Origin of the sequence: Rhizobium sp. AB2/73, from assembly GCF_020871915.1 — a bacterium.
Taxonomy (GTDB): Bacteria; Pseudomonadota; Alphaproteobacteria; order Rhizobiales; family Rhizobiaceae; genus Rhizobium; species Rhizobium dioscoreae.
Genome location: NZ_CP067072.1, coordinates 390999 through 417172 on the forward strand (window position 1 = coordinate 390999; position 26174 = coordinate 417172).

The window sequence follows — 26174 nt, forward strand, 5'->3', positions numbered from 1 at the left end:
TCCTCCCTATGCATTTCCAGTGGCGGCGCGCACCAAGATTTCCGGCGTCAGCCCCTCGCGCTCGAAAAGGCCAGCGGACAGGCCCTCCTTCATGACCAGCACGCGATCCGACATGCCGAGGATCTCGGGCAGTTCGGAGGAGATCATGATGATGCTGAGACCTTCGGCCGCCAGCTCGCTGATGAAGCCGTGGACGGCGGCCTTCGAGCCGATATCGATCCCTTTGGTGGGCTCGTCGAGAATGATGATCTTCGGCTGCGTCGCAAGCCACTTGCCGATAACCACCTTCTGCTGGTTGCCGCCGGAGAGCGTTCCAACCGGCACCGAAAGAGCGGCTGCGCGCAGATCGAGCCGTTCGGCATATTTGCGCGCGAGAGCGAATTCGTTGGCTGCCTTCAGGAAGCCCTTGCGCGACGTGCGCCCGAGGGAAGGCAGCGACATGTTCTGATAGATTGGCATCGGCAGCGCCAGGCCGTGGCGGCCACGCTCCTCCGGCACATAGACGATGCCGGCTGCTATCGCGTCCTGCGGCGAACGCACCTGGATTTCTCGACCATCAAGCGTCAAACGCCCGGAAAGCGGTTTGGTGATGCCGAAGAGCGATTGGCAAAGCTCGGATCGCCCGGCACCGATCAGGCCGTAGACGCCAAGAATTTCGCCGCGCCGTAGCTTGAAGGAAATATCGCGGAACTCGGTGCGGTGACAGTATTTGTCGACTTCGAGAACGGTGTCGCCGATTGTCACGGGCATTTTCGGGAAGGCGTCCTTGACGTCGCGGCCGACCATCATGCGAACGATCTCGTCCTGGGGCGTCGACTTCAATTCGCCGTGGCCCACGGCGCGGCCGTCACGGAAGACGACGAAATTGTCGGCGATCTCGTAGAGTTCGTCGAACTTGTGGCTGATGAAGAGGATGGCCTTGCCCTTGGCTTTCAAGCCTTCGACGATGCGGAAGAGATCGTCGATCTCCTTGCGGGAAAGGGCGGCGGTGGGCTCGTCCATGATGACGATGCGGGCCTCGATCGACAAGGCGCGCGCGATTGCCACAAGATGGCGCTGCGCGATGGAGAGGTCCTTCAATCGGGTCGTGGGATCGATCGCACTTTCCAGAGATTGCAGAAGCTCTTTCGATCGGCTGTTCATCCTCTTCCAGTCAATGGTGCGCCAGGATGTGCGCGGCGCATGGCCGAGGAAGATGTTTTCGGCAACAGTCAGCTCGTCGAAGAGTACGGTTTCCTGATGAATGGCGGTGACGCCGGCATCGATGGCCGCCTGCGCATTCGCAAAGGCCGTCGGCTTGCCATCGACGAGGATCTCGCCCTCATTCGGGCGGTAGATTCCCGTAAGAATCTTGACGAGTGTCGATTTGCCCGCGCCGTTCTCACCGATCAGGGCGGTCACCTTGCCGGGATAGAGCGAAATGCTGACGCCATCCAGCGCCTTGACGCCGGGAAAGATCTGGGAAATGCCGCGCATTTCCAGAATGGCCTGATTGTTCGCGGCTGGTGCGTCCGCGATGGAGCGTTGAAGGACTGTGGTCATCAGCAATGTACCGGATCAATGAAACCAGGTCCGGCGGCTGACGCCGCCGGAGAGTTGCGAGTTCGATTTTCGATCAGAAAACCTTGGAGAACTGATCGATGTTCGAAGCGTTGTAGACGAAGGGATCGGCCATGGCGGCTTCGCCGTTTTCGCCAACCTTGATCTTGCCCATGCGGCCAGCATTGATCTCGCTGCCGGGCTTGCCGTCGGTCTCACCCTTGACCAGGCGATAGGCGATCTGCGTTGCGGAATAGCCGAGATCGATCGGATTCCAGATCGCAAATTCCTTAGTCGCGCCGGACTTGATGGCGCCGGCCATTTCGGACGGCAGGCCGAGACCTGTCACGTAGACCTGGCCGATCTTGCCGGCATCCTTGACGGCCTGCGAAGCAGCGAGCACGCCGACCGTCGTCGGAGCGACGATGACCTTGACTTCCGGATGCGAGGTCAGGAGGCCCTGGGCTTCACGATAGCTCTTGTCCGAGAGGTCGTCGCCATAGACTGTTGTCACGAGATTGAGGCCTGGGAAATCCTTCAGCTGCTTCTTCATCTCGCCGATCCAGATGTTCTGGTTGGTCGAGGTGGTCGTTGCCGAAAGAATGGCGAAGTTGCCCTTGCCGCCGTCGAGGTGATCCTTGGCGAGCGTCAGGCACATTTTGCCGATCAGTTCGTTGGACGAGGGGTTCAGCTGCAGGATGCGACCGGCCTTTGCGACGCCGGAATCCCAGGAGATCACCTTGATGCCGCGCTGTGTGGCCTTCTTCAGGGCAGGCACGACGGCATCGGGATCGTTCGCTGAAATTGCGATGGCATCGACGCCCTGCGCGATCAGCGAGTTGATCACTTCGATCTGGCCTTCGGCCGTGGTCGAGGTCGGGCCGGTGTAGATCACCTGCACGCCGCCGAGATCCTTTGCGGCTTCCTGTGCGCCCTTGTTGGCGGCTTCAAAGAAGCCGTTGCCCAGCGACTTCACCACGAGACCGATCTTGATGTCTTTTGCACTGGCCGCGCTGGCGAAAAGCGTTGCGGCGAGCGCGACGCCGATCGCCAGTTTCTTTGCAATATTCATGTCACTTCCTCCCAAAGTTAATAGGCATGCTCACCCCACCTGAGCCGCGCGTCTCATGCGACCGACGGGGAATCTTCCTCCTCGGCCTCAGCCGAAACATTTGCAATAATGAGCGAAATGCCCGCATCCTCGATCATGCGCACGGTTTCGGCGGTAACACCGTCATCGGTAATGATGGTCGAGACCTGCTCGAGCGGGCAAAGGATCAGGCTGGAGCGCTGGCGGAATTTGCTTGAATCCACCATGACGACGAGTTCGTCAGCCTGGCGCATGAGCTTCTGCTCGCTCTGGATGACCAGCGCGTCGGCTTCCATGACGCCGAGCGGACCGACGCCCTGCGCGCCGATGAACATGCGCTGCGCATAGAAATTGCGGATTGTATCGTTGTCGAAGGGCGAGAGGATCAGGCTTTGTTCGCGATAGATCGCGCCGCCCGGCACCGTCACCGTGTTCTTCGAATGCTTGACCAGGTGTTCGGCGATCGCGAAGGAATTGGTCATCACCTGCAGCCGGAAGGCCGAGATATAGTGAACCAGTTGGAATGTGGTCGTGCCGCCATTGATGATGATGGCGTCGCCGGGATTGCAGAGTTCGGCGGCCTTGCGCGCAATTGCGCGTTTCCTATCGATGTTGACGGCTTCGGATACACGAAACGGCCGCGCGGCCAGATTGCCGAGTTGAGGCGGGTGGATGGATTCCGCGCCGCCACGCACACGCCTGATCTTTCCCTGTACGTGCAGGGCAGCGATATCACGGCGTATCGTCGCTTCCGAAGCCTCGGTCAGCTCGGAAATATCCTGAATCGTCACGACGGACTTTTCCTGTACGGCGCTCAGAATAATGCGATGGCGTTCGCGTTCGTGCATTGGCTCCTCCTTGTCGGCGGTTATTTCGCAAATATGACAATGTGTCAATCATAAACGATCATAAACTTTCATAGTGCATCGCAACATTATCGAATTTGATCGTTTTCGATTGACAAGGCGACTATACGTGAGCGATACCCTGCTCACAAAGGGCGGTTCCATCATGATCCGATCTGCCCGAAAGACTTGATTTCAAGGGAGGATTACATGGCGGCTGGCGTTCAGCTTCTGGAAAACCGTTGGGATGATGCATATGCTGATGGGCTCGATGAGCCCGGCAAGCTGCTTTATCGGTCGAATCTGCTCGGTGCCGATAAGCGTATCACCAACTATGGCGGCGGCAACACGTCGGCCAAGGTCATGGAAACCGATCCGCTCTCCGGCGAGAAGGTTAAGGTGCTCTGGGTCAAAGGCTCTGGCGGCGATGTCGGCACCATCAGGCTCGATGGTTTCGCCACGCTTTATCAGGACAAGCTGGACAGCCTGAAGAACATCTATCAGGGCGTTGCCGACGAGGACCGCATGGTCGGCTTCCTGCCGCATTGCACTTTCAACCTCAACGCCCGCGCCGCTTCGATCGATACGCCGCTGCATGGCTTCGTGCCGTTCACCCATGTCGACCACATGCATCCGGATGCCATCATCGCCATCGCTGCCTCAAAGAATTCGCGCGAACTGACACGCGAAATCTTCGGCGACGAGATCGGCTGGCTGCCCTGGCGCCGTCCCGGCTTCCAACTCGGCCTCGATCTCGAAGCCTTCGTCAAGGCGCATCCGAATGCCAAGGGCGTTGTTCTCGAAAGCCATGGCCTCTTCACCTGGGCCAACGACGCCAAGGAATGCTACGAGCTGACGCTCGCGATCATCAACAAGGCGATCGAATGGTTCGCCGCCAAGACCGAAGGCAAGACGATTTTCGGCGGTGCGGTCACTGAGAGCCTGCCGCAGGCGCAGCGCCGTGCGATCGCCGCCCGGCTGATGCCGGAAATCCGCGGCCGCATCGGCAAGGCGGAGCGTAAGCTCGGCCATTTCGACGACCAGGATGCCGTGCTCGAATTCGTCAATTCGAAGAACCTTCGCCCGCTCGGCGCGCTCGGCACGAGCTGCCCGGATCACTTCCTGCGCACCAAGATCCGCCCGTTGATCGTCGATCTCGATCCGGCCAAGCCCGATGTCGATGCCGTCATCGCCGGTCTCGACAAAACATTGGAAGATTACCGCGCCGATTACGCGCGCTATTACAATGATTGCAAGCATGACAATTCGCCTGCCATGCGCGATCCGAACCCGGTGATCTTTCTCGTGCCCGGTGTCGGCATGCTGTCCTTTGCCCGCGACAAGGCGACTGCCCGTATTGCTGGCGAGTTCTACGTCAACGCCATCAACGTCATGCGTGGCGCCTCCACGGTTTCCGAATATCAGGGCCTGCCTGAGCAGGAAGCCTTCGATATCGAATATTGGCTGCTGGAAGAGGCAAAACTGCAGCGTATGCCGAAGCCGAAAAGCCTCGCCGGCCGCGTTGCCTTCGTGACCGGCGGTGCCGGTGGCATCGGTCGCGCCACGGCGGCGCGCCTGGTCGGCGAGGGCGCCTGCGTCGTTTTGGCTGATATCGACCAGGCGGCGCTGGAGAGCACACAAGCCGATTTTGCCAAGAGATACGGTGCGGATGCGGTGCGCAGCGTCAAGCTCGACGTGACGAAGGAGGATGCCGTTATATCCTCCTTCGCTGAGGCTTGCGTCGAATTCGGCGGTATCGACATTCTGGTCTCGAATGCCGGCATTGCTTCGTCCGCGCCGATCGAGAGCACCGAACTTTCAATGTGGAACCGCAATATCGATATCCTTGCGACCGGTTATTTCCTCGTCTCGCGCGAAGCCTTCCGGCTGTTCCGCCGCCAGAACCTCGGCGGCAACGTCGTCTTCGTCGCGTCGAAGAACGGCCTTGCATCCTCGCCGAATGCCGCCGCCTACTGCACGGCAAAGGCTGCCGAGATTCATCTCGCCCGCTGCCTGGCTCTGGAAGGTGCGGAAGCTGGCATTCGTGTGAACACGGTCAATCCCGACGCCGTGCTGCGCGGCTCGAAGATCTGGAACGGCGAGTGGCGCGAGCAGCGCGCTGCTTCCTCGAAGATCGAGGTGGACGAGCTGGAGGAACACTACCGCAAGCGCTCGATGCTGAAGCTCAACGTCTTCCCAGAGGACATTGCCGAGGCGATCTACTTCCTGGCATCGGACCTTTCCGCCAAGTCGACGGGCAATATCATCAACGTCGACGCCGGTAACGCGCAGAGCTTTACTCGGTAGTTGGCCGCACTTCCTTCTCCCCAGCGGGGAGAGGTGGCCCAAAGGGCCGGATGAGGGGGCGCGGCAGACGCAGTTCTATCTTTCGCTCACGCTCAAGATGGTCGTCGCTCCGCTTCTTGCCCCCTCATCTGCCCGTTGGGTATCTTCTCCCCGCGGGGGAGAAGAGGGAATAAGCTGATCGAGACGCCGATATTTCGAATGACGTACATGGGAGGAAAGAATGGCCGAATACAGGATCGCGCCCGATCTGGTCGCCGCAGAAAACGACAAGCGCGCCGCCGCATTGAAATCCGATTATGAGGCGCTGGGCGCCACGCTCGCCCGCCGCGGCGTCGATATCGAAGCCGTTACAAAAAAAGTTTCGGAATTCTTCGTCGCGGTCCCATCCTGGGGCGTCGGAACCGGCGGCACGCGCTTCGCCCGTTTCCCCGGAACTGGCGAGCCACGCGGCATCTTCGACAAGCTCGACGATTGCGCTGTCATTCAGCAGCTGACGCGGGCAACACCAAGGGTTTCGCTGCATATTCCCTGGGACAAGGCGGATGCGAAGGAATTGAAGGCGAAAGGCGATGCACTCGGCCTCGGCTTCGACGCCATGAATTCCAACACTTTCTCCGATGCACCCGGCCAGGCTCATTCCTACAAGTTCGGTTCGCTCAGCCATGTCGATGCGGCAACACGCGCCCAGGCCGTCGAGCACAACATCGAGTGCATCGAGATCGGCAAGGCGATCGGCTCGAAGGCGCTGACGGTATGGATCGGCGACGGCTCGAACTTCCCTGGCCAGACCAATTTCACCAAGGCTTTCGAGCGCTATCTCGCTGCCATGGCCGATATCTACAAGGCACTCCCGGACGACTGGCGGCTGTTTTCCGAGCACAAGATGTATGAGCCGGCCTTCTATTCGACTGTCGTGCAGGACTGGGGCACCAACTACCTGATCGCGCAGACGCTCGGCCCCAAGGCGCATTGCCTTGTCGATCTTGGCCATCACGCGCCGAATACGAACATTGAAATGATCGTCGCGCGCCTGATCCAGTTCGGCAAGCTCGGCGGTTTCCACTTCAACGATTCGAAATACGGCGACGACGATCTCGATGCCGGTGCCATCGAGCCCTACCGCCTGTTCCTCGTCTTTAACGAACTGGTCGATGCGGAACGGCGTGGGGTCAACGACTTCAATCCGGCGCATATGATCGATCAGTCGCATAACGTGACCGACCCGATCGAAAGCCTGATTTCCAGCGCCAACGAGATCCGCCGCGCCTACGCGCAGGCGCTGATCGTCGATCGCGACGCACTTAGCGAATATCAGGACGCGAACGACGCGCTGATGGCATCGGAAACGCTGAAGCGTGCCTATCGTGCTGACGTCGAGCCGATCCTGGCCGAAGCTCGCCGTCGTGCAGGCGGCGCGATCGACCCGGTCGCGACCTATAGGACGAGCGGTTATCGCCGCAAGGTTGCCGCCGAGCGGCCAGTCTCTGTCGCCGGCGGCGGCGGGATCATCTGAGATTATCTGGTGCCGGCACAAAATGGCGCCGGCACCAGATGCCTATCGCGCTTGCCCTGATTGCTGGAGTTCGGCCTCTCGCCAGGCGGACCAGCGACGCCGCAATTCGCCTGGTCGCAGGCCATAGTTTTCGTCGAGCACCTCGACCGCGAGAATTCGCTCCGTGCGGAAATGGCGGAAGCCTCCACGTAGCTCGCACCACGCCACCAGAATGCGGCTCGTGTCGGAATAACCAAGGATGACGGGCCAGACGATCCTTGTGCTTTCCGCGCTCGCATCGGACCGATAACGCAGGCGAAGTTTTCGTCCTTCGCGGATTGCCGCCCGCAGCATTGGCAGGTCGATGTTTTCCTCTTCGGATTCCTGAAGAAGCGGTTTGGCGCCGACGCTCGGCTCGAGGATGAAGGGGCGCAGGTGCTCGGGCACGATGGCAGTGATCTTGGCAACCACATCGCGTGCGGCATTGGCAAGGGTTTTGTCGGCACGGCTTGCAACCCATTGCGCTCCGAGGACGACAGCCTCGATCTCCTCCGGTGTCAGCATCAACGGCGGCATTTCGTAGCCGGGCGAGAGAAGATATCCGAAGCCGGCCTCACCCTCGATCGGAACGCGCTGGCTCATCAGATCGGCGACGTCGCGATAGATCGTGCGCTTGGAGACTTCGAGCTCATCCGCCAGCGCGGCAGCGGTCACCGGCCGGCTCGACCGGCGCAATATCTGTATGATCTGAAACAAACGGTCGGCGCGACGCATTCCTGCTGACTCCTGCTGCCAGTATGGTGGCAACAGCCTTATGCAACAAGAGCCTTCGAGCCGCCAACGATATGTTTGGTCGGCGGTTTGAAGGAGTATGTGATGAAACTGGCATCCACGCGTCTGATCGCTTCAGACATCAGCAAAATGGTCGTTTTTTATGAAATGGTCACGGGTCAGGCAGCGGAGTGGCTAGCGCCGGTCTTTGCCGAGATCGTCACTCCCGCGGCAACGCTTGCGATCGGAAGCGTCGAGACCGTCGCCCTATTCAAGGAGGGCAGCGCCGAGCCTTGCGCCAATCGCTCTATCATCATCGAATTCCAGGTTGACGATGTCGATGCCGAATTCGCGAGGTTGAAGGACATGGTGGACGTCGTGCACGAACCGAAGCTGATGCCATGGGGCAACCGGGCAGGGCAAATCCGCGATCCCGAGGGTACGCTCATCAGCCTCTACACGCCTGTTACGGACTTTGCGAAGCAGCGTTTTGCCGGGCGTTGAGCGGTACCGCCGAAGTCTTGTGATCGGGCGATGCCGTCTGCCTGGCGGTATCGCTCGCCCTAAGTTACGCCTTGATCGCCTGGTGAGCGCTAACCGATCCGGATAGCTGCAAATTTGTCATGGTCCTCTGGCAGATTGAAATCATCTTCCTGCACGGTAACCGACCAAGGTCGAAGCGAGCTCTGTCCATTTGCATCAGTCGCATGTGCACTTTCGAGTGGTCCGACAATGAGAATTGGGTATTGTCGCTTGCAACGGCTCGCCGTGATTTGGCGTCGAGACGGGTAAAAGACAGAGTGCTGCTGTTGATAGGTGAGGAAAGACGATGACGACTGATATGAACGGTTTTGCCGGACGGCTTAAACGCCGCGAGAATGGCGGCATGATCTCCGGCTGGGTCGGCATACCCGATCCGATGCTCGTCAATCATCTGGCGCAGGAAGACTTCGACACGATCGTGCTCGATATGCAGCATGGCATGTGGAACATGGAGTCTGCCGCCAACGGGATCGCCTATGTGCGCCTGGCCGGCAAGCCGGCGATTGCCCGCATTCCGGTCGGAGATTTTGCCTCTGCCTCGCGCCTTCTCGATGCGGGCGCCTCCGCCATCATCGCGCCGATGATCAATTCTGCCGATGATGCGCGCGCCTTGGTGCAAGCGACGAAATATCCGCCGCTCGGTGAGCGGAGCTGGGGGCCATCGCTGGCACTCAATCATTTCGGCCTGCCAGCTGAAGATTATCTGCAGAGCGCCAATAGCCTGACCGCTACCATCGCCATGGTGGAAACCCGCATGGCACTCGATGCGATCGACGAGATTCTCGCAGTCGACGGCATTGACGGCATCTTTGTCGGCCCGTCCGATCTTTCGATCGCCCTTTCGAACGGCGCCCGGCTTGCGCCCGATAGCGCCGCGATCGATCAGGCGCTTGCAACCGTGCTGGCACGCTGCCGCGCCCATGGCAAGGTGATCTGCGCTTTTGGCGGCGATGGCGCCCGCGCCGGGGAATACCTGAAGCTTGGCCTCGATCTGGTTATCGCCGGCACGGAAACGGCGCAGCTGCGCGCCGGCGCCCGCACGGCCATTCAGGCTGCGCGAAAAGGCGCTGATTCATAATCGACTGGGATAAAAGCTGCCCGAGGTATCCCACGGGCAGCGGTGGTTGCGCTAGTTCACCAGCTTTACATAGCAGGGCCGATAGGTTTCCGTACCGCAGCCGCCTCCGACGGCTTGTGCCGGCGTGATTGTGTTTTGGATGGCGATTGCCGCGAGCGCGACGGCGATGATTGTCAAAACAGTTTTGGTATATTTGTCCATGAGTTTCCCCTAATAATAGAATGATTAACGATATGCATCTTAAAATTGCCTTTCTGAATGCCGGCTGAATACAGATGCTCAAGGTTGTGCCCCGATGTCGGGTGATACTATCGGATAACAGCCAAACACGACCTTCCCGCTTGTCGACTTTGATCGCAGCCTGCGCTTGCATCGTCACCCGCCTGCGGGCATTCTCGCCCTGACATGGCGGAGCGGAATGATTTGTCGAAGGTGCAGGGATTGGCGGCGGGGCGCGGCTTGCGTCGCGAAGTAGGTCAGCGCGTGACCTTGCGGACCGTTGCTACGGCTCTCGGTCTTTCGGTCACGACGGTCAGCCGTGCCCTCAAGGAAGGCCCAGAGGTCAATCGCGAGACCATCGAATTGGTCAAGCGCGTTGCGGGCGAGCTTGGCTATCGTCCCAACCTCGGCGGCATCAATCTGCGCACCGGCAAAACCCACGCCATCGGCATCGTGCTGCCTTTCGGGCGTGAGGGCGAGATGAACATTGTCGTTGCCTCGCTGATCGAAGGCGCTTCGCGCTATATGAAGTCGCGAGGGTACCGAACGACAATCGTCCCGCAGCTCCAGGCAGATGATCCGCTCGCGACGGTGCGCGATATCGTCGAGGAGGGATCGGTCGACGGCATCATCATCACGCATACGACACCACAGGACGATCGCGTTAAATACCTGCTTGAAGCCGGCATGCCTTTTGTCACCTTCGGGCGGACGGAGCTCTTGAGCGTTCATCCGAGCATCGATCTCGATCATGAAGTGATCGGCGCAGAGGCTGCGCGTCTTCTGCTTGATGCCGGCCATCATATGCCGCTGCTGATCGCGCCCAACCAGCAATTCACCTACAGCCTGCAATTCGTAAGAGGGTGGCGCAGGACTTTTGCCGAGTATCATCTCGATGTGCCTGATGATGGCATCCATTTCACTACGGCGACACCCGACAATGGTCGGGAGATGGCAAAGCACATAGCAGCGCAGAATCCCGCAGCGACCGCCGCTTTCGTTGCCAGCGAGGAGGCAGCTCTCGGTTTCCTCGCTGGCCTGCGCGATGCCGGGCGGCAGGCCGGCAGGGATTTCGCGCTGATTACCTATGGCGGCACCGCCCTGCCAGATTTCTTCAACCCGCCTTTGAGTACCTTTCACTATTCGAACCATGCCATAGGCGAGCGATTGGCGGCCTTCCTGCATCGGGCAATCGCCGGCGAAAATCCGGCCGATCTGCGCGAAATCGTCCGAGCCGCCTTTGTCGATCATCAAAGCCAGTCACGTCACGCTTGAAAAATATTGCTGCTTGCAGGATGAGCAGGCGGCGAGAAGACATTCGTAACGTTACGAATTTGCAGATTGAACAATATTGAAATGATAATCGGCCGGAAAATTGCTGATTGACAGTCTTTCTCTTTTGCCTAATCGTAACGTTACGAATTGTCGATTTCCGAGCGAGGAGGCTCATCGGCAAGGCACATTGTTCAGGCGTGGAGGCCTTGTCGCGAGCGGCTTCACGCATTGCAAGGGAGGATGACGTGAGCGACGGATCGCTTTTTTTCGGATCACCTATTTGGACCTTCAATTGGAACCCGCCGTATCAGGCGCCGTTGCGGCGGCTCGCTGCGACAGGCTGCAAGGGATTTGAGCTCACCGCCTGGTCGGTGGACATGTTGAGCTACTACACGCCCGAAACCATCCGCGAGTTGAAGCAGATTGCTGATGGAGAGGGGCTGGTGCTCACCAACTTCTTCTTCAATCTACCCTTCAGCCGCGCCGCAAATGCTGCCGTTTCGACAGTCGACCTGGATGGCTACCAGCGCGGCATGGAAGTCGCGGCCGCGATCGGCACGCCGATCGTCACCAGCATGACACCCTATCCGTTTCAGTCCGAGGTCAGGCCGATCCTGCAGCGCCCGATCTCGCAAGAGTGGGGCGCGGCGGTCGAACCGCAATGGGATTGGACGGGTGAATATGAAGCCGTGGTCGAGGGTTTCATCCGGGCGTGCGAGGTTGCCGCCGGCGCGGGTCTCAAGGTCGCGATCGAGCCGCATCCGTATCGCTGGGTCAGCTCCGGTCAGGGCATGCTGCGGCTGATCGAGCGCACCGGTGCCGCCAATCTCGGCCTGAACTTCGACCCGAGCCATCTCTTTCCGGCCGGCGACATGCCGCATTACGTCGTGCTGGCGCTCGGCGATCGGATCTTCAACACGCATTTTTCCGATAATGAAGGGCACACCAACGCCCATTGGCGCCCGGGACGCGGCAAGATCGATTGGAAGGCGATTTTCGCGGCACTCAAGACCATCGGCTATTCCGGCCCGATCACGCTGGAGCTGGAAGACGCGCCGGGTGCATCGCATTGGACCCATTTCCGCGAAGCGACGACGGAATTCGATGACGAGATGCGCCGTGGGATGAGCTATCTGCGCGCCGCCGCCGCCGAACTCGATATCACCATTTCCTAGAGGCAAGCCAATGAGCAACGAACCCATGAAAGTCGGCATTGTCGGCGCCGGCAATATCAGCGCCACCTATGTTGCGACCCTGCATATGTTTGATTTCATTCGCGTGAAGTCTGTCTACGATCTTTATCACGAGCCTGCCCGCAAGCTCGCCGAGCAGTTCGGCATCGAGGCCGTTGCGCTCGATGCGATGCTTTCCGATCCGGAAATCGGTCTCATCATCAACCTGACGACGCCGGTCTCGCATTATGCCATCAGCAAGAAAGCGCTGCTTGCTGGCAAGCATGTCTATTCGGAGAAGCCGCTTGGCGTTTCTATGGCCGAGGCGGAGGAGTTGATGGCCATCGCGCGGGCAGGAGACCTGCGGCTCGGTTGCGCTCCCGACACATTTCTCGGCGGCGGTCACCAGTTGACGCGCCGCTTGCTCGATGAAGGGCGCATCGGCAAGACGAATTCGGCCACCGCCATGCTGCTGTTGCCGGGTCATGAGCATTGGCATCCCAACCCAGCCTTCTTCTACGGCCGCGGCGGCGGGCCGATGCTCGATGTCGGTCCGTACTACGTGACGAACCTCATCGCCTTGCTCGGCCCCGTGCGTGAGGTCTTTGGCACTGCGAAGATTACCCGCATCGAACGCACGGTGAAGACCGATCCGCGTCGCGGCGAGACGATCAAGGTACTGGTGCCGACCCATCTGACGGGCGTTATGGAGTTCCATAGCGGTGCGACCGTCACCATTGCCACCAGCTTCGATGTCATCAAGCACAAGCACAATCAGATCGAGCTTTACGGCTCGGAAGGTACTATGGTGACGCCGGATCCGAACAATTTCAGCGGCAAGGTCGAGATATTTCGCGATGGCGATGATGCGTGGAGGGAGATCCCCGTCGATCACCCCTATACGGAAGGTGTGCCAGGTCATCTCGGTCTGCGCGGATTGGGCGCGGCGGAGATGGTGGATTCCCTTCGCTCGGGACGCCAGCATCGGGTATCGTCGGAACTGGCTTTCCACGCCCTTGAGGTGATGACGGCATTCGAGCGTTCGGCGCAATCGCGTTCTGTGGTTGCAATCCACAGTGGTTGCGGTCGGCCCGATCCAATACCGCGCGCAATAAATGAGGGACGTTTCTCATTGAGTGCGCTATAGAGTTGGGAAAATGCGGTCCTTTTGGACTGCGGGCTTGACGAAGGGGCAATGCCTGAGTGAAGCATTGCTCACTTGCTGCGGGGAACGGAGGCCCTGCCGCACAGTTTTGGAGGATCAGGAGATTCGGCATCCGGTGTCTGGAGACGGCGGCGGCTGAGGAAAGGCGTTTGAAGAACGCCCTCAAAGGAGGAGGAACGCATGCGCAAATTGATGATGGCATTGGTCGGCGCCACGGCGCTGGTCGCGGCGAGCGTGACCGGCGCTCTGGCCGAAGGCAAGAAGGCCGAAGTTCTGCATTGGTGGACTTCGGGCGGTGAAGCCGCAGCCGTGAAGGAGCTGGCCAAGGCCTTCAACGCTGCGGGCGGCGAATGGGTGGATACCGCAATTGCCGGCTCCGGCTCGACTGCTCGTCCGATCGGCATCAACCGCATCATCGGCGGCAATCCGCCGACGGCCATGCAGTTCAACACCGGCACGCAGATGAACGAACTGGCTCAGCAGGGCCTGCTGCGGCCGCTCGACGATCTCGCCAAGGAGCAGGATTGGAAATCGGTTCTGACACCGTCTTTCTATCAGGCCATCCAGTTCCAGGATCATATCTATGGCGCTCCCATCAACGACCACGGCCAGAACTGGGTCTTCTATTCCAAGGCCGTCTTCACCAAGGCCGGCGTGACGGAAGAGCCGAAGACCTGGGATGAAATGTTTGCCGCGCTCGACAAGATCAAGGCTGCCGGCCTGATCCCGGTTGCCGTCGGCGGTCAACCCTGGCAGCTGCAGTCGATGTTCAACGCCATCCTGCTCGGCGAGGGCGGGAAGGATCTCTATGCCAAGGTCTGGAAGGATCTCGACACGGATGCCGTCAAGTCCGACAAGTTCAAGCATGTGGCGGAAGTCTTCGCCAAGCTCCGCAACTATCAGGACCCTGGCAGCCCGAACCGCGACTGGAACGTCGCGACCGGCATGCTGATCGACGGCAAGGCCGGCATCCAGTTCATGGGCGACTGGGCCAAGGGTGAATTCATCCATGCCGGCCTCGTCGCCGACAAGGATTTCGGCTGCATCCTAGGACCTGGCGAATCCAACTTCATGATGGGCGGCGACATCTTCGTCTTCCCCGTTCTCAAGGATAAGACGGCGACCGACGCCCAGACCCTGCTCGCTACCGTCATCATGTCGAAGGAAGGCCAGCTTGCCTTCAACTCCAAGAAGGGTTCGGTACCTGTGCGTCTCGACGTCGATACGTCGAAGCTCGACGCTTGCGCCCAGAAAGGCCTGAACGCACTCAAGGATCCGAGCCGCCAGATCCTGGCGCCCGATGTGCTGACTCCTCAGGATATCGTCCAGACCGAAGGCGATCTCATTGCTCAATACTGGACCACGCCCAGCATGACGGCGGACCAGTTCGCCACGCAGTTTGCGCAGGTCATCGAACAGGCCAAGTAAGCTTCGATCGACATCCATGCGGCGGCAGGTGAGCCTGCCGCCGGTTTCCATGAATGCTGAGGAGGAGCGCGCCCATGAGCAGTCCAAATACGACCGCCACTGCCGCAAAGGCGGCTGTCGCACCTGCGAGCGTAAGCCGCAGGAGGATACATTTTTCGCCCTACGTGGCCCTGTTTCCGGCCTTCGCCATCGTGCTTCTCGCCTATGTCGTCACGGTCGTCTGGAACATCTGGATATCGTTCACGGACAGCAAGGTGCTGCCGGTCAACATTTTCGTCGGTACCAAGCAGTATGAGCGGTTGTTTTCGACGGCGCGCTGGCTGCTGTCGCTGCAGAACGTCCTCGTCTTCGGCATTCTCTTCATTGCCGGCTGTCTGATCCTCGGTTTTCTTCTCGCCGTCGCGCTTGATCAGAAGGTTCGTTTCGAAAATACGTTCCGAACGATATTCCTCTATCCCTTTGCCATGTCCTTCATCGTGACCGGGCTGGTCTGGCAGTGGATCATGAATCCGACACTCGGCCTGCAGAAGGTTGCCGACAGTGTCGGCTTCACCTGGTTCCGCTTCGACTGGATTGTCCAGAGCGATCTCGCGCTCTACGTCATCGTGCTTGCCGGTGTCTGGCAATCTTCCGGCCTCGTCATGGCGATCATGCTCGCGGGCCTGCGCGGCGTCGACCGGGAATTATGGAAGGCGACGCGCATCGACGGCATACCGAGCTGGCGCGTTTATCTGCATATCGTCATCCCGATTCTGAGACCGACCATCATCACCGCCAGCGTTCTTCTGGCGATTGCGGTTGTGAGGGTTTACGAACTGGTTCTGGCGACGACCGGCGGCGGTCCGGGTATCGCGACCGAGGTGCCTGGGAAATTCATCATGGATTATCTCTTCGGGCGCGGCAATATCGGCCTCGCAACCGGAGCATCGACCGTGATGTTCATCACGGTGGTCATCCTGGTGACGCCCTGGCTCTATTATGAATATTTCCGTGAAAAGCCGAGGGGGAACTGATGACGACGCCATCTTCCGTCACTGGTGCCATGCAGGGTCCGACCGGCCGCAAGCCGCAGCATCTGACCCCAGGACGCATCGGCCTTTATCTCTTTCTTGTCATCGCGGCCCTGTTCTTCCTGCTGCCGCTTTATGTGATGCTTGTCACCTCATTCAAATCCATGCCGGAGATCCGTCAGGGCAATATCTTCGCCTTTCCGCAAATGTGGACGGCGGATGCCTGGATACAGGCGTGGAGCACGGCCTGCACCGGACTTGAATGCGGCGGCATCAGCGTCGGCTTCTGGAATTCGGTGAAGATCCTGATCCCGAGCATGATTTTGTCGATCCTGATCTCGTCGCTGACCGGCTATGCGCTATCCTTCTGGCGGGTCAAAGGGGCAAACGTGCTCTTTGCCATCCTGCTGCTCGGCGCCTTCATACCATACCAGGTGTTCATCTATCCGCTGGTTCTGATCTATCGCGACGTGGGCATCTATTCGACGCTGCCCTGCATCATCATCACCCACACGGTCTTCGGTCTGCCGGTGCTGACGCTGCTTTTCCGCAACTATTATTCGAGCCTGCCGATGGAGCTCTTCAAGGCAGCTCGCATCGACGGCGCCGGGCTGTGGCAGATATTCTTCCGGCTGATGATCCCGATGTCGATCCCGATCCTGGTGGTCGCGGCGATCCTGCAGGTGACCGGCATCTGGAACGACTTCCTCTTCGGTGTCGTCTTCGCCGGCCGGGAAAACTTCCCCATGACCGTGCAGCTCAACAACATCGTCAACTCGACCCAGGGTGAGAAGCTCTACAACGTCAACATGGCGGCGACCATCCTCACCGCGCTGGTTCCGTTGATCGTCTATTTCGGCTCGGGCCGCTGGTTCGTGCGCGGTATCACCGCCGGCGCAGTCAAGGGATAGTCCATGGCCAATGTTTCCATTCGCGAACTTGCAATCGATTTCGGCAGCGTCAGCGTCCTGAAATCGCTCAACCTCGAGATACAATCCGGCGAGTTCATCGTACTCCTCGGCCCCTCCGGCTGCGGCAAGTCGACCTTACTCAACGCCATTGCTGGGCTGACCGATATCACCGACGGCCAGATCTGGATCGGCGACAGGAACGTCACCTGGGAGGAACCGAAGGACCGCGGCATCGGCATGGTGTTCCAGTCCTATGCGCTTTATCCGACGATGACCGTCGAAGGAAATCTCTCCTTCGGGCTGCGCATTGCCGGCATGGCGAAGGAGGAGATTGCCCAGCGTGTCGACCGCGCCGTGCAGATCCTGCAGATCGACCCCTTGCGCAAACGGCGACCGGGGGAGCTTTCCGGCGGCCAGCGCCAGCGTGTCGCCATCGGCCGTGCGCTGGTGCGTGACGTCGACGTCTTCCTGTTCGACGAGCCGCTCTCCAACCTTGACGCCAAGCTCAGAACCGAGCTGCGTGTCGAGCTGAAGCGCCTGCATAGCGGCCTCGGCTCCACCATGATCTACGTGACGCATGACCAGATCGAGGCGCTGACGCTCGCCGATCGCATCGCCGTCATGAGCGGCGGCGTCATCCAGCAATTCGCCACGCCGAAGGAGATCTATCGCCGTCCGGTCAATCGCTTCGTGGCAGGCTTCGTCGGCTCGCCATCGATGAACTTCCTGTCGGGGCAGGTGGCGAGCAATGGCGGCATGCCGGCGTTCATATTGCCGGATGGCCGCGCGATCGACCTCAACGGCTACGAGTTTTCCGGCACGCCCGGCGAGGGCCGCAAGGCGACGCTTGGCGTTCGGCCCGAGCAAATGCAGTTCCAGCCCGCGAGCGGGCGGGCTGCCAGCCTGCCGGCAACCTTCACCATCGTCGAGCCCATGGGCTCGGACAATCTGATCTGGGGTCAGGTCGGCAGCGAGACGCTGTCGGTGCGTATCGATGCCGATGAGGATGTCGCACTCGACACCGAGCAACCGGTTTATTTCCAGCCGGCGCTCGCGTCGCTGTTCGGGGAAGACGGGCAGCGTCTATAAGATGCGATGCCGCGCGTTGGACGAAGCGTGCGGCATAATCTTCATGCCCTGACTTCGAAGATCATGTTGAACGGCGTTTCAGTCGCCTTGCGGAAATGCGAATAACCCGCATCCATGGCAACCTTGCGCAGTTTCAGCTCGCCAGCCTGCGCGCCCAGACCCAGCCCGACCTCCTGCGACAGCGAGGCTGGCGTGCAGATCATCGTTGAAGCCCCGTAGTAGACGCGGCCGACCGGGTTGAGATTGTCCTTCAGGCAATCATGGGCGAAGGGCTCGACGATCATCCAGGTGCCGTCATCGGCGAGGGTTTCCTTAATATGTTTGCCGGCACCGACGGGATCGCCCATGTCATGCAGGCAATCGAACATCGCCACAAGGTCGTAGTCGGCAGCCGGGAAGTCCTTGGCGGTCGCCTGTTCGAACGTGATACGGCCCGCAACGCCCGCTTCCTGCGCCGCAGCTTTCGCCCGTTCGATGGACGGGAGATGGTAGTCGAAGCCGAAGAAAGTCGAGTTCGGATAGGCTTCTGCCATCAGGATGGTCGAGGCGCCGTGGCCGCAGCCGACATCGGCGACGATCGCGCCGGCCTCGAGCTTTTCCTGCACGCCGTCGAGCGCCGGTATCCATTCCGAAACGAGATGGCTGTTGTAGCCCGTTCGGAAGAAACGTTCCGTGCCGCGAAACAGGCAGGCGCTGTGTTCATGCCAACCAAGGCCGCTGCCGGTCTTGAAGGCGTTGACGACCTTCGGCTCGTCGATCCACATGGATTGAACGACATCGAAAGCGCCCGCGAAGAAGGCAGGGCTGTTTTCCTCCGCAAATACCATTGCCTGTTCCGGCGTCAGGTAGAAACGCTCGGTCTTATCATCATAACTGACATAGTCGGCTGCTGCCTGAGCTGACAGCCATTCGCGCACATAGCGTTCTTTCACACCGACTTTGTCGGCCAAATCCGACGAAGTCCTTGGCGTTCCGTCAGCCATGGCCTTGAACAGGCCCAAATGGTCTCCGAGCGTTACCAAGACACCTGAGACCGCCGCGCCGAGATCGCCGACCAAGCGCCCGACAAGGGTATCGAGTTTCTGCATATCAGGTTCGCGCATGACATCCTCCCATCAGAATTGATGCAGCGTTCCGTCACGATGTATTCGGATAGGGAAAGATACTCCCAGGCTGGAGGGCAGGCAATTACGCCATCCGGCTGAACACGCCAGGCCCTCGCTCTGAAAAGTAGCGCAACCTATTGATGTAATGTGTTATTTTGGAAGTCCAAAAGAGAGCTCACGCCTCAGCTGGCGCGCGCCAGCTCCTTTTCCAGAACCGAGAGCAGGCGCGGATCGTCGGCGGTTACGTCGGGCGCAAAGCGGGCGGCAACCTTGCCGTCGCGGCCAATCAGGAATTTCTCGAAGTTCCAGACGATGCCGCCATTGTCGCCGGTGTGCAGGCCACGATCGGCGAGGCGGGCACGCATCGGACCGTCGCCGATCGTCTCGACGCCGGATGCGATCAGGTTGTCGTATAGCGGATGACGCTCGTCGCCAGTCACCGCGATCTTGGAGAACATCGGGAATTGCACGTCGTAGGTCAGCGTGCAGAAGTCCAAAATCTCTTTGTCGGTGCCTGGCTCCTGGCCCTTGAAATCATTGGCCGGGAAGCCGGCGATAACAAGACCTTCGCCGCGCTTTTCCTCATAGAGCTTTTCCAGCCCTTCGTACTGTACCGTCAGGCCGCATTTGGACGCGACATTGACGACCATGATGACCTTGCCGCGATAGTCGGCAAGCGTCGTATCGCTGCCGTCGATCCTCTTTACCGGAATATCGAGCACGCTATCGGTCATATCATTCACTCCAGATGAGATGGAAAACAGGATGCCGATATTTGCCCGGAATTCGGTGGCGTCAAGGTCAGAATGCGCCTCAGGCAGCCTCTTCCATTCGAACCAGATGGCCCTGCGAGACTTCGCGGTAGTGCCGCGCGGGTGGCTGATAGCCGACGGGGCGCACCGGGCTCTTCAATTCGTCGACGGCGAGGTTGCGCCGGATGTCGCGCCGTGATGGATCCGGCACCGGGACGGCCGCCATCAGCTTCCTCGTGTAGGGATGCTGTGGATTCTCGAAAACCGACGCGCGCGGGCCGATCTCGACGATCTCGCCGAGATACATGACCGCGACGCGATGGCTGACGCGCTCGACCACGGCCATGTCGTGTGAGATGAAGAGATAGGAGAGTTTGAGGCTCTGCTGCAGATCCATCAGCAGATTGCAAACCTGCGCCTTGATCGACACGTCGAGCGCCGACACGCTTTCGTCCGCGACAATCACTTTCGGATCAAGGGCGAGCGCGCGGGCAATACAGATGCGCTGGCGCTGTCCGCCCGAGAATTCATGCGGATAACGGCTCATCATGTCGGCTTTCAGCCCGACCCGCTCCAGAAGATCGGCGGCCTTTTCCCGGGCTTCGGAGCGTGTGCCCAAGCGATGCTCGATGAAGGGTTCGGCAACCGCAGCGCCGACCGTCATGCGCGGATTGAGGCTCGCGAACGGGTCCTGGAAGATCATCTGGATGCTGCGGCGCATCCGGCGCAGATCGAGCGTATTGAGCTTCATCACGTCATAGCCGTCGAGGCGAACCTCGCCGGATTTGGGATTGATGAGGCGCATGATGGAGCGCCCCGTCGTCGACTTACCGCAGCCGGATTCGCCGACCAGCGACAGCGTTTCCCCTTGTGCAAGATCGAAGGAGACGTTCTCGACCGCATGGATCGAGCCCGTCGGGCGGGCCAGCAGGCCGCCGCGAAGATCGAAGCGCGTGACGAGGTTCTTCACCTCGAGCACCGGTGTCTTGCCGTGATCGACGGTATCCGCGAGCGCCTTCGGTTCGCTGCGCTCGCCGGTGCTTGCGTCGACGACCGGGAAGCGCAATGGCTGCGGCTGATCTTTCATGGAACCGAGGCGCGGCACGGCTGACAGCAGGGCGCGGGTGTAAGGATGCTGGCCGCGATGAAAGATATCGTCGGTCTTGCCGGTCTCCACCGCTTCGCCGCGATACATGACGATGGTGCGGTCGGAGATTTCGGCGACGACGCCCATGTCGTGGGTGATGAAGAGGACGGACATGCCTTCCTCTTCCTGCAGCACCTTGATGAGATCGAGGATCTGGCCCTGGATTGTCACGTCGAGCGCCGTCGTCGGTTCGTCGGCGATCAGGAGTTTCGGGCGACTGGCAAGCGCCATCGCGATCATCACGCGCTGGCGCATGCCGCCGGAAAACTGGTGCGGATATTCGTCGAAGCGCGAGGACGCGTTGGGGATGCGCACTTTTTCCAGAAGGCGGATCGTTTCCGCCTTCGCTTCAGCCTTGGAAATATTGCCATGGCAGGTCAGCGCCTCGGAAATCTGCCGGCCGATGGTGAAGATCGGATTGAGTGAAGTCATCGGCTCCTGGAAGATCATTGCGACGTCCTTGCCGCGCACCTTGCGCATCTCGGCCTCCGGCAATGCCAGGAGATCGCGGCCGTTGAGCCTGACTTCGCCCTCGATGCGACTGCTGGCCCTGGCGAGCAGCCGCATGATCGAAAGCGACGTCACGCTCTTGCCGGAACCGCTTTCGCCGACGATGGCGACCGTCTCTCCCGGCATGACATCGAAGGAAATGTCCTTCACGACCTTGCGCCACTCGCCATCGACGAGAAACGACGTGGTGAGATTGGAGATGGAAAGAACAGGCTGGGTGGCTGGATTGGTCATCTGCGCTGCAACGGTCGGCATGAAGTTCCCTTTTATGATTTTACCATTGGTCAGGCTTCAACTGAGTTTACTCACGATGGGACTGCTATCGTGGCACGGGAGGCTGAAGGGCGACCTTCGGCAATCCTCTTGGCCTCGAGCGCGGCAATCTTTTCGTCGATCTCGCGGCGGTCGGTCATCCCGCTGGGGTTCTGCCGCGTCGGCATGGTTTCTGCGACATGCAAATAGCGTTCCTGCGCAACCGCGTAGAGCCGCTCGAGTTCGGTCAGCGGATCGGCGCTGTCGTCGACTCGGATGTTCAACCAAGCGTAATCCTGGTCACGGTGAATGACGAGTGCTGCCGATTGCTTGCCACGCTTATCCCCGCCTGCATCTTCGCCCGCTCGCATGGCTTCGAGCAACCGCTCCGCAAGCGGTTTGCCTGCGGCCTTCTTGAAGGTCGCAAGCGTTTCCGCAATCACCTGCGGTCCAGCCAGCATGTTGCCGGCCACCGATACATTGTCGTCGACCAGATGCCCCGCCCAATCGATACACCTGGCGCCGGTAAAGGCGGCATTGTTGCCCTTGTTGTCGATCAGGTGAAACTGCCGCTGCTCGCGGCCTTCGTCGCGGGCGCTCAGCGTTTCCAGAATTTCATGGGGCGCATGACCGGATGCCAGCATCGCAAGTCCGTCGATGCCGTAAAGCGGGCTGGCAAAGGCCTGCGTCGCAACCGCGCCGATGCCGCCGCGAATATGCGGCACGATGCTGCCGACGGCAAAGAAGCGCGTGGCGGCGGCGATGGCGAGATTTCCGGTTTCAGGTTCTCGGGCAACGATCGACCAGGTCACCGGCTCTATCTCCCAACGGCGTAGGCTTGCATCAAACGAGGTGTTGCCGCTGCGCGCAAGAGGCCATCGGCGTCGCGCCGTGCGGCGGTCAGCCGACCCACGGTCCACTCCGGTGCGACGGTCAGCTGGTGGCCCTTCTTGCGGAGCGTATCGAGCACGTCAGCGTCGAAATTCGCCTCCGCCGTCAGGCCGCCCGGTTCGCGGGTGCGCGGATAGAAGGAGCTCGGGAAATGCGTGCTGTGGAACAGCGGTTTATCGATCGCTTCCTGCAAGTTCAGCCCATGATGGACATAGCGCAGGAAGAAGGACAGCTGCCACTGCTCCTGCTGATCGCCGCCGGGCGTGCCGAAGGCCAGCGTCGGGCGTCCCTCATGCAGTGCCATTGTCGGGGTCAGCGTCGTGCGCGGCCGCTTGCCTGGTGCCAGCGAGGAGGGCAGGCCCGGCCGCAGCCAGAACATCTGAGCGCGAGAATTGAGGCAGAAGCCGAGGCCTGGAATGATCGGCGAGGATTGCAGCCAGCCGCCCGATGGCGTGACCGAGACCATGTTGCCTTCGCGGTCGATGACATCGATATGCACGGTATCGCCGCGCTTTTCGGTGAGATGCGACATTGTCGGCTCATAGACCGCGCCGCTCTTGGCTTCCGGCGCATCGAGCATCTGCATGGTGAGATCATACTGGCTTTCAAAACCGGACAGCTTGCCGGGGCGCAGGGCAAGCGATGCCTCGGACGAAATCAGCCGGCGGCGCTCGCCGGCATAGGCGTCCGACAGCAGGGTTTCGAGCGGTACGCGCGTGAAATTGGGGTCGCCGTAATAGACCTCGCGATCGGCAAAGGCGAGCTTCATCGCTTCTGTGACCGTATGGACGAAATCGGCGCCGGTGGGGTCCATGCCGGCGAGATCGAAACCCTTGAGCAGCGACAGCGTCTGGAGGAAGACGGGGCCTTGACCCCAGGGGCCGATTTTGGCGACCGTCCAGCCGTGATAATCATAGGTCAGTGGCGCCTCGACCGTCGCGCGCCAGTTGGCCAGGTCGTCGGCGGTCAGCACGCCCTTGTGGCGCCCGCCGCTTGCATCCATAACCTCCGTCTTGCTGACATAGCTGTCGATGGCTTCTGCGACGAAGCCGCGGTAATAGGCATCGCGTGCGGCTTCGATCTGCGCTTCGCGATCGCTCTTGCTTTCCGCCTCGGCAACGACCCGCTTCCAGGTTTCGGCAAGAACCGGGTTCCTGAAATTGGACCAGGGTTCGGGGGCGGCACCGCCAGGAAGCCAGGTCTCGTAGGAGGTCGGCCATTCCTTGCGGTAGAAATCGGCAAGACCTGCGATGGTGGCGGAGACGCGCGGCAGGACGGGATGGCCTTTCTCCGCATAATGGATCGCCGGTTCCAGCACGTCGCGGACGGTCAGCTGCCCATAATCGCGCAGCATCAGCATCCAGCCGTCGAAGGCGCCGGGGATGACGGTGGCGAGCAGGCCATCGCCGGGGATGAGTTTCAGCCCCTCGCGCGTGTAATGCTCGATCGTCGCGCCGGCCGGTGCCGAGCCCTGGGCACAGATGACCTCGACCTTGTCCTTCTTCTTCGAATAGAGGATGGCTGGCATGTCGCCGCCCGGCCCGCAGAGATGCGGTTCGACGATCTGCAGCACGAAGCCTGTCGCAACGGCCGCGTCGAAGGCGTTGCCGCCCTTTTCGAGAATGCTAATGCCGACGGCGGATGCGATCCAGTGCGTCGACGTGACGACGCCGAAGGTGCCGAGGATTTCAGGGCGGGTGGTGAATGCGGTCATTGGGGGCATCCTTTTGAGTTTATTCATGCTTCGCGCGGGTCGAGCGCATCGCGCAGGCCGTCGCCGAGGAGATTGAAGCCGATCACGACGAGAAAAATGGCGGCGCCCGGCCACATGGCCATCCAGGGCGCCTGTTCGAGATAGTTCTTGGCGACATTGAGCATCGAGCCCCAGCTAGGGGCGGGCGGCTGCTGGCCGAGGCCTAGGAAGGACAGGCTCGCCTCGGCGATGATGGCGGTCGCGATGGTGAGTGTTGCCTGCACGAGGATCGGAGCGAAGACGTTGGGCAGGATATAGCGGGAGATGATGCTGAAATGGGTGAGACCGATAGAGCGGGCGCCCTCGACATAATCCTCGGTCTTGACCGCCAGCACCTGGCCGCGCGTCAACCGCACGAAGACCGGCGTTGCGGACAATCCGATCGCGATCATCGCATTGGTGAGGCTCGGGCCGAGGAAGGCGGCAAGCGCAATGGCGGTAATCAGGAACGGCATCGCCAGGAAGGCCTCGGTGATGCGCGAGATGATCTGGTCTATCCAGCCGCCATAGTAGCCCGAGATGAGACCGAAGGGCACGCCGATCGCGACCGCGATGGCAACCGAGAAGACGCCGGCCATCAGCGATGCCCGCGCCCCCCAAATCATTCGGGAGAGAATGTCCCGGCCGAGATCGTCGGTGCCGAGCCAATGGGCGGACGATGGCGCCTTGCGGATTGCCGACCAGCTGGTTGCGACCGGATCCGGGATCGGCAGGAGCGCTGCAAGCGCGGCAAGTGCGGTAAAGAAAAGAATGATGGCAAGCCCGACCAAGGCCCCCTTGTTGGCCCTCAGCTTCCGCCAAGCCCGATTGGGAGCGCGCTTGGCGGAAGGGGTTGCCGCGGCCGCCTGAACGATGGTGCTCATAGGGCTGCCCTCATGCGCGGATTGAGAAGGACATAGAGAATATCGGCAATAAGGTTCATGGCGATGAAACCTATGGCCGTGCAAAGCACCACGCCCTGGACGACGGCGTAATCCCGGTTGAAGACGGCGTCGACGATCAACTTGCCGAAGCCGGGGATGGTGAAGATTTGCTCGGTCAGAACGGCCCCGGCCAGGAGCTCCCCGAACAGCAGAGCGCTGACGGTGACGACAGGCAGGATGGCGTTGCGGAAGCTGTGCTGCAGCACGACGGCCGTTTCCGGCAGGCCCTTGGCGCGAGCAGTGCGGATATAGTCGGCGCTGAGTACGCTCAGCATCGACGAGCGCGTGTGGCGCATCAAGGTGGCAGCAAGCGCATTGCCGAGCACGAAGGATGGCATCAGCATCGTCTGGATCGAGCGCCACGGATCTTCGAAGAAGGGTTGGTATCCCGACGCCGGCAGCCAATGCAGCTTCACCGAGACCAGCAGGATCAGCATGATGCCGAGCCAGAAATTCGGCACGGACAAGCCGCACAAGGCGACGATGTTGGCGAGAAAATCGACGAAGCTATTCTTCTTCACCGCCGCCAATATGCCCATGGGAATGCCGATGGCGAAGGCGAAGATCATCGACATGACGGCGAGCTGAATGGTGACCGGCAGCTTTTCGGCAACGAGCGTCAGCACCGGTTGGTTGGTGCGCAGTGAAACGCCGAGATCGCCCTTGGCGACCCCCTGCAGCCAGTAGCCATATTGGTAGATCACAGGGTCGTTCAGGCGATATTTCTCGCGCAACAGCTCCAGCACCTGGGGATCGCGCTCCTCGCCCGCCATGGCAAGCACCGGATCGCCGGGCAGAAGCTTCTGCAGCGAGAAGACGAAGATCGAAATGATCAGAAGCGTCGGTATGGCGACGAGCAGCCTCTTTCCGATATAGCTATACATGGGCAGATCCTTGCCGCGATGT

Annotated in this window: 23 protein-coding genes; 11 read left to right on the forward strand and 12 right to left on the reverse strand. The window is 60.4% G+C overall.

The window, feature by feature from the left end; translation table 11 throughout:
- Nucleotides 1-6: 6 nt before the first annotated feature.
- The 3 genes from I8E17_RS21495 to I8E17_RS21505 form a co-directional block, all read right to left on the reverse strand.
- Nucleotides 7-1542 (reverse strand): sugar ABC transporter ATP-binding protein, encoded by a 1536-nt coding sequence (locus I8E17_RS21495; RefSeq protein ID WP_069614750.1) that lies wholly within the window; start codon nt 1540-1542, stop codon nt 7-9.
- A gap of 73 nt (nt 1543-1615) precedes the next feature.
- Nucleotides 1616-2611, reverse strand: a complete 996-nt coding sequence (gene rhaS / locus I8E17_RS21500; RefSeq protein WP_069614655.1) for a rhamnose ABC transporter substrate-binding protein — start codon at nt 2609-2611, stop codon at nt 1616-1618.
- 53 nt (nt 2612-2664) lie between these two features.
- A complete protein-coding gene (locus tag I8E17_RS21505; protein ID WP_113366326.1) occupies nt 2665-3477 on the reverse strand; it encodes a DeoR/GlpR family DNA-binding transcription regulator in 813 nt (270 codons plus the stop codon).
- Nucleotides 3478-3684: 207 nt separating this feature from the next.
- On the opposite strand from I8E17_RS21505, the gene I8E17_RS21510 reads away from it, so the two are divergent.
- Both I8E17_RS21510 and rhaI read left to right on the forward strand, forming a co-directional pair.
- Nucleotides 3685-5781: a bifunctional rhamnulose-1-phosphate aldolase/short-chain dehydrogenase gene (locus tag I8E17_RS21510; protein ID WP_069614653.1), complete on the forward strand. Its 2097-nt coding sequence runs from the start codon at nt 3685-3687 to the stop codon at nt 5779-5781.
- A 220-nt stretch (nt 5782-6001) separates the two neighbouring features.
- On the forward strand, nt 6002-7294 hold the full coding sequence (rhaI, locus tag I8E17_RS21515; protein WP_069614652.1) for an L-rhamnose catabolism isomerase: 1293 nt from the start codon (nt 6002-6004) through the stop codon (nt 7292-7294).
- A gap of 42 nt (nt 7295-7336) precedes the next feature.
- Here the strand turns inward: rhaI and I8E17_RS21520 are convergent, their stop codons facing one another.
- Complete coding sequence (locus I8E17_RS21520; RefSeq protein WP_113366325.1) at nt 7337-8047, reverse strand: YafY family protein; 711 nt, start codon at nt 8045-8047, stop codon at nt 7337-7339.
- Nucleotides 8048-8149: 102 nt separating this feature from the next.
- Between I8E17_RS21520 and I8E17_RS21525 the strand changes: the two genes are divergently transcribed.
- Together I8E17_RS21525 and I8E17_RS21530 are read left to right on the forward strand one after the other, a co-directional pair.
- A complete protein-coding gene (locus I8E17_RS21525) occupies nt 8150-8548 on the forward strand; it encodes a VOC family protein (protein WP_069614650.1) in 399 nt (132 codons plus the stop codon).
- Nucleotides 8549-8873: 325 nt separating this feature from the next.
- Nucleotides 8874-9665: an aldolase/citrate lyase family protein gene (locus I8E17_RS21530; protein ID WP_069614649.1), complete on the forward strand. Its 792-nt coding sequence runs from the start codon at nt 8874-8876 to the stop codon at nt 9663-9665.
- Nucleotides 9666-9716: 51 nt separating this feature from the next.
- Here I8E17_RS21530 and I8E17_RS21535 read toward each other — a convergent pair whose 3' ends face one another.
- Complete coding sequence (locus I8E17_RS21535) at nt 9717-9866, reverse strand: hypothetical protein (RefSeq protein WP_015342612.1); 150 nt, start codon at nt 9864-9866, stop codon at nt 9717-9719.
- A 231-nt stretch (nt 9867-10097) separates the two neighbouring features.
- On the opposite strand from I8E17_RS21535, the gene I8E17_RS21540 reads away from it, so the two are divergent.
- From I8E17_RS21540 to I8E17_RS21570, 7 genes are all read left to right on the forward strand, one after another.
- On the forward strand, nt 10098-11159 hold the full coding sequence (locus I8E17_RS21540) for a LacI family transcriptional regulator (RefSeq protein ID WP_229002198.1): 1062 nt from the start codon (nt 10098-10100) through the stop codon (nt 11157-11159).
- 245 nt (nt 11160-11404) lie between these two features.
- On the forward strand, nt 11405-12334 hold the full coding sequence (locus I8E17_RS21545; protein WP_069614647.1) for a sugar phosphate isomerase/epimerase family protein: 930 nt from the start codon (nt 11405-11407) through the stop codon (nt 12332-12334).
- Nucleotides 12335-12344: 10 nt separating this feature from the next.
- Nucleotides 12345-13478: a Gfo/Idh/MocA family oxidoreductase gene (locus I8E17_RS21550; protein ID WP_069614646.1), complete on the forward strand. Its 1134-nt coding sequence runs from the start codon at nt 12345-12347 to the stop codon at nt 13476-13478.
- A 198-nt stretch (nt 13479-13676) separates the two neighbouring features.
- Entirely contained in the window at nt 13677-14924 is a 1248-nt protein-coding gene (locus tag I8E17_RS21555) for an ABC transporter substrate-binding protein (RefSeq protein WP_083258275.1), read from the forward strand.
- A 74-nt stretch (nt 14925-14998) separates the two neighbouring features.
- The gene (locus I8E17_RS21560; RefSeq protein ID WP_083258274.1) at nt 14999-15937 is read left to right on the forward strand and encodes a sugar ABC transporter permease; all 939 of its coding nucleotides are present in this window, start codon (nt 14999-15001) and stop codon (nt 15935-15937) included.
- A gap of 29 nt (nt 15938-15966) precedes the next feature.
- On the forward strand, nt 15967-16845 hold the full coding sequence (locus tag I8E17_RS21565) for a carbohydrate ABC transporter permease (protein ID WP_229002199.1): 879 nt from the start codon (nt 15967-15969) through the stop codon (nt 16843-16845).
- Between the two features lie 3 nt (nt 16846-16848).
- Entirely contained in the window at nt 16849-17934 is a 1086-nt protein-coding gene (locus I8E17_RS21570) for an ATP-binding cassette domain-containing protein (protein ID WP_069614644.1), read from the forward strand.
- A 41-nt stretch (nt 17935-17975) separates the two neighbouring features.
- On the opposite strand, the gene I8E17_RS21575 is transcribed toward I8E17_RS21570, so the two are convergent.
- The 7 genes from I8E17_RS21575 to I8E17_RS21605 form a co-directional block, all read right to left on the reverse strand.
- Nucleotides 17976-19037, reverse strand: a complete 1062-nt coding sequence (locus tag I8E17_RS21575; RefSeq protein WP_069614643.1) for a class I SAM-dependent methyltransferase — start codon at nt 19035-19037, stop codon at nt 17976-17978.
- 185 nt (nt 19038-19222) lie between these two features.
- Entirely contained in the window at nt 19223-19774 is a 552-nt protein-coding gene (locus I8E17_RS21580; protein ID WP_069614642.1) for a glutathione peroxidase, read from the reverse strand.
- A gap of 79 nt (nt 19775-19853) precedes the next feature.
- Complete coding sequence (locus I8E17_RS21585) at nt 19854-21704, reverse strand: ABC transporter ATP-binding protein (RefSeq protein WP_219511622.1); 1851 nt, start codon at nt 21702-21704, stop codon at nt 19854-19856.
- 50 nt (nt 21705-21754) lie between these two features.
- Nucleotides 21755-22513: a DUF1028 domain-containing protein gene (locus I8E17_RS21590; RefSeq protein ID WP_069614640.1), complete on the reverse strand. Its 759-nt coding sequence runs from the start codon at nt 22511-22513 to the stop codon at nt 21755-21757.
- Between the two features lie 5 nt (nt 22514-22518).
- Nucleotides 22519-24306 (reverse strand): gamma-glutamyltransferase family protein, encoded by a 1788-nt coding sequence (locus tag I8E17_RS21595; RefSeq protein WP_069614639.1) that lies wholly within the window; start codon nt 24304-24306, stop codon nt 22519-22521.
- Between the two features lie 23 nt (nt 24307-24329).
- Nucleotides 24330-25208 carry an ABC transporter permease gene (locus I8E17_RS21600; protein WP_069614638.1) on the reverse strand — a complete coding sequence of 293 codons (879 nt, stop codon included), beginning with the start codon at nt 25206-25208 and terminating at the stop codon, nt 24330-24332.
- Entirely contained in the window at nt 25205-26152 is a 948-nt protein-coding gene (locus I8E17_RS21605; protein WP_069614637.1) for an ABC transporter permease, read from the reverse strand. The genes I8E17_RS21600 and I8E17_RS21605 overlap by 4 nt, the downstream gene beginning before the upstream one ends.
- Nucleotides 26153-26174: the final 22 nt, after the last annotated feature.

Coding starts and splice junctions, on each gene's coding strand:
- I8E17_RS21550 (WP_069614646.1), top strand. CDS start 12,345: ATGAGCAACGAACCCATGAAAGTCGGCATTGTCGGCGCCGGCAATATC.
- I8E17_RS21495 (WP_069614750.1), bottom strand. CDS start 1,542: ATGACCACAGTCCTTCAACGCTCCATCGCGGACGCACCAGCCGCGAAC.
- I8E17_RS21565 (WP_229002199.1), top strand. CDS start 15,967: ATGCAGGGTCCGACCGGCCGCAAGCCGCAGCATCTGACCCCAGGACGC.
- I8E17_RS21530 (WP_069614649.1), top strand. CDS start 8,874: ATGACGACTGATATGAACGGTTTTGCCGGACGGCTTAAACGCCGCGAG.
- I8E17_RS21525 (WP_069614650.1), top strand. CDS start 8,150: ATGAAACTGGCATCCACGCGTCTGATCGCTTCAGACATCAGCAAAATG.
- I8E17_RS21575 (WP_069614643.1), bottom strand. CDS start 19,037: ATGCGCGAACCTGATATGCAGAAACTCGATACCCTTGTCGGGCGCTTG.
- I8E17_RS21555 (WP_083258275.1), top strand. CDS start 13,677: ATGCGCAAATTGATGATGGCATTGGTCGGCGCCACGGCGCTGGTCGCG.
- I8E17_RS21520 (WP_113366325.1), bottom strand. CDS start 8,047: ATGCGTCGCGCCGACCGTTTGTTTCAGATCATACAGATATTGCGCCGG.
- I8E17_RS21510 (WP_069614653.1), top strand. CDS start 3,685: ATGGCGGCTGGCGTTCAGCTTCTGGAAAACCGTTGGGATGATGCATAT.
- I8E17_RS21585 (WP_219511622.1), bottom strand. CDS start 21,704: ATGCCGACCGTTGCAGCGCAGATGACCAATCCAGCCACCCAGCCTGTT.
- I8E17_RS21600 (WP_069614638.1), bottom strand. CDS start 25,208: ATGAGCACCATCGTTCAGGCGGCCGCGGCAACCCCTTCCGCCAAGCGC.
- I8E17_RS21580 (WP_069614642.1), bottom strand. CDS start 19,774: ATGACCGATAGCGTGCTCGATATTCCGGTAAAGAGGATCGACGGCAGC.
- rhaS (WP_069614655.1), bottom strand. CDS start 2,611: ATGAATATTGCAAAGAAACTGGCGATCGGCGTCGCGCTCGCCGCAACG.
- I8E17_RS21505 (WP_113366326.1), bottom strand. CDS start 3,477: ATGCACGAACGCGAACGCCATCGCATTATTCTGAGCGCCGTACAGGAA.
- I8E17_RS21560 (WP_083258274.1), top strand. CDS start 14,999: ATGAGCAGTCCAAATACGACCGCCACTGCCGCAAAGGCGGCTGTCGCA.
- rhaI (WP_069614652.1), top strand. CDS start 6,002: ATGGCCGAATACAGGATCGCGCCCGATCTGGTCGCCGCAGAAAACGAC.
- I8E17_RS21535 (WP_015342612.1), bottom strand. CDS start 9,866: ATGGACAAATATACCAAAACTGTTTTGACAATCATCGCCGTCGCGCTC.
- I8E17_RS21595 (WP_069614639.1), bottom strand. CDS start 24,306: ATGACCGCATTCACCACCCGCCCTGAAATCCTCGGCACCTTCGGCGTC.
- I8E17_RS21605 (WP_069614637.1), bottom strand. CDS start 26,152: ATGTATAGCTATATCGGAAAGAGGCTGCTCGTCGCCATACCGACGCTT.
- I8E17_RS21570 (WP_069614644.1), top strand. CDS start 16,849: ATGGCCAATGTTTCCATTCGCGAACTTGCAATCGATTTCGGCAGCGTC.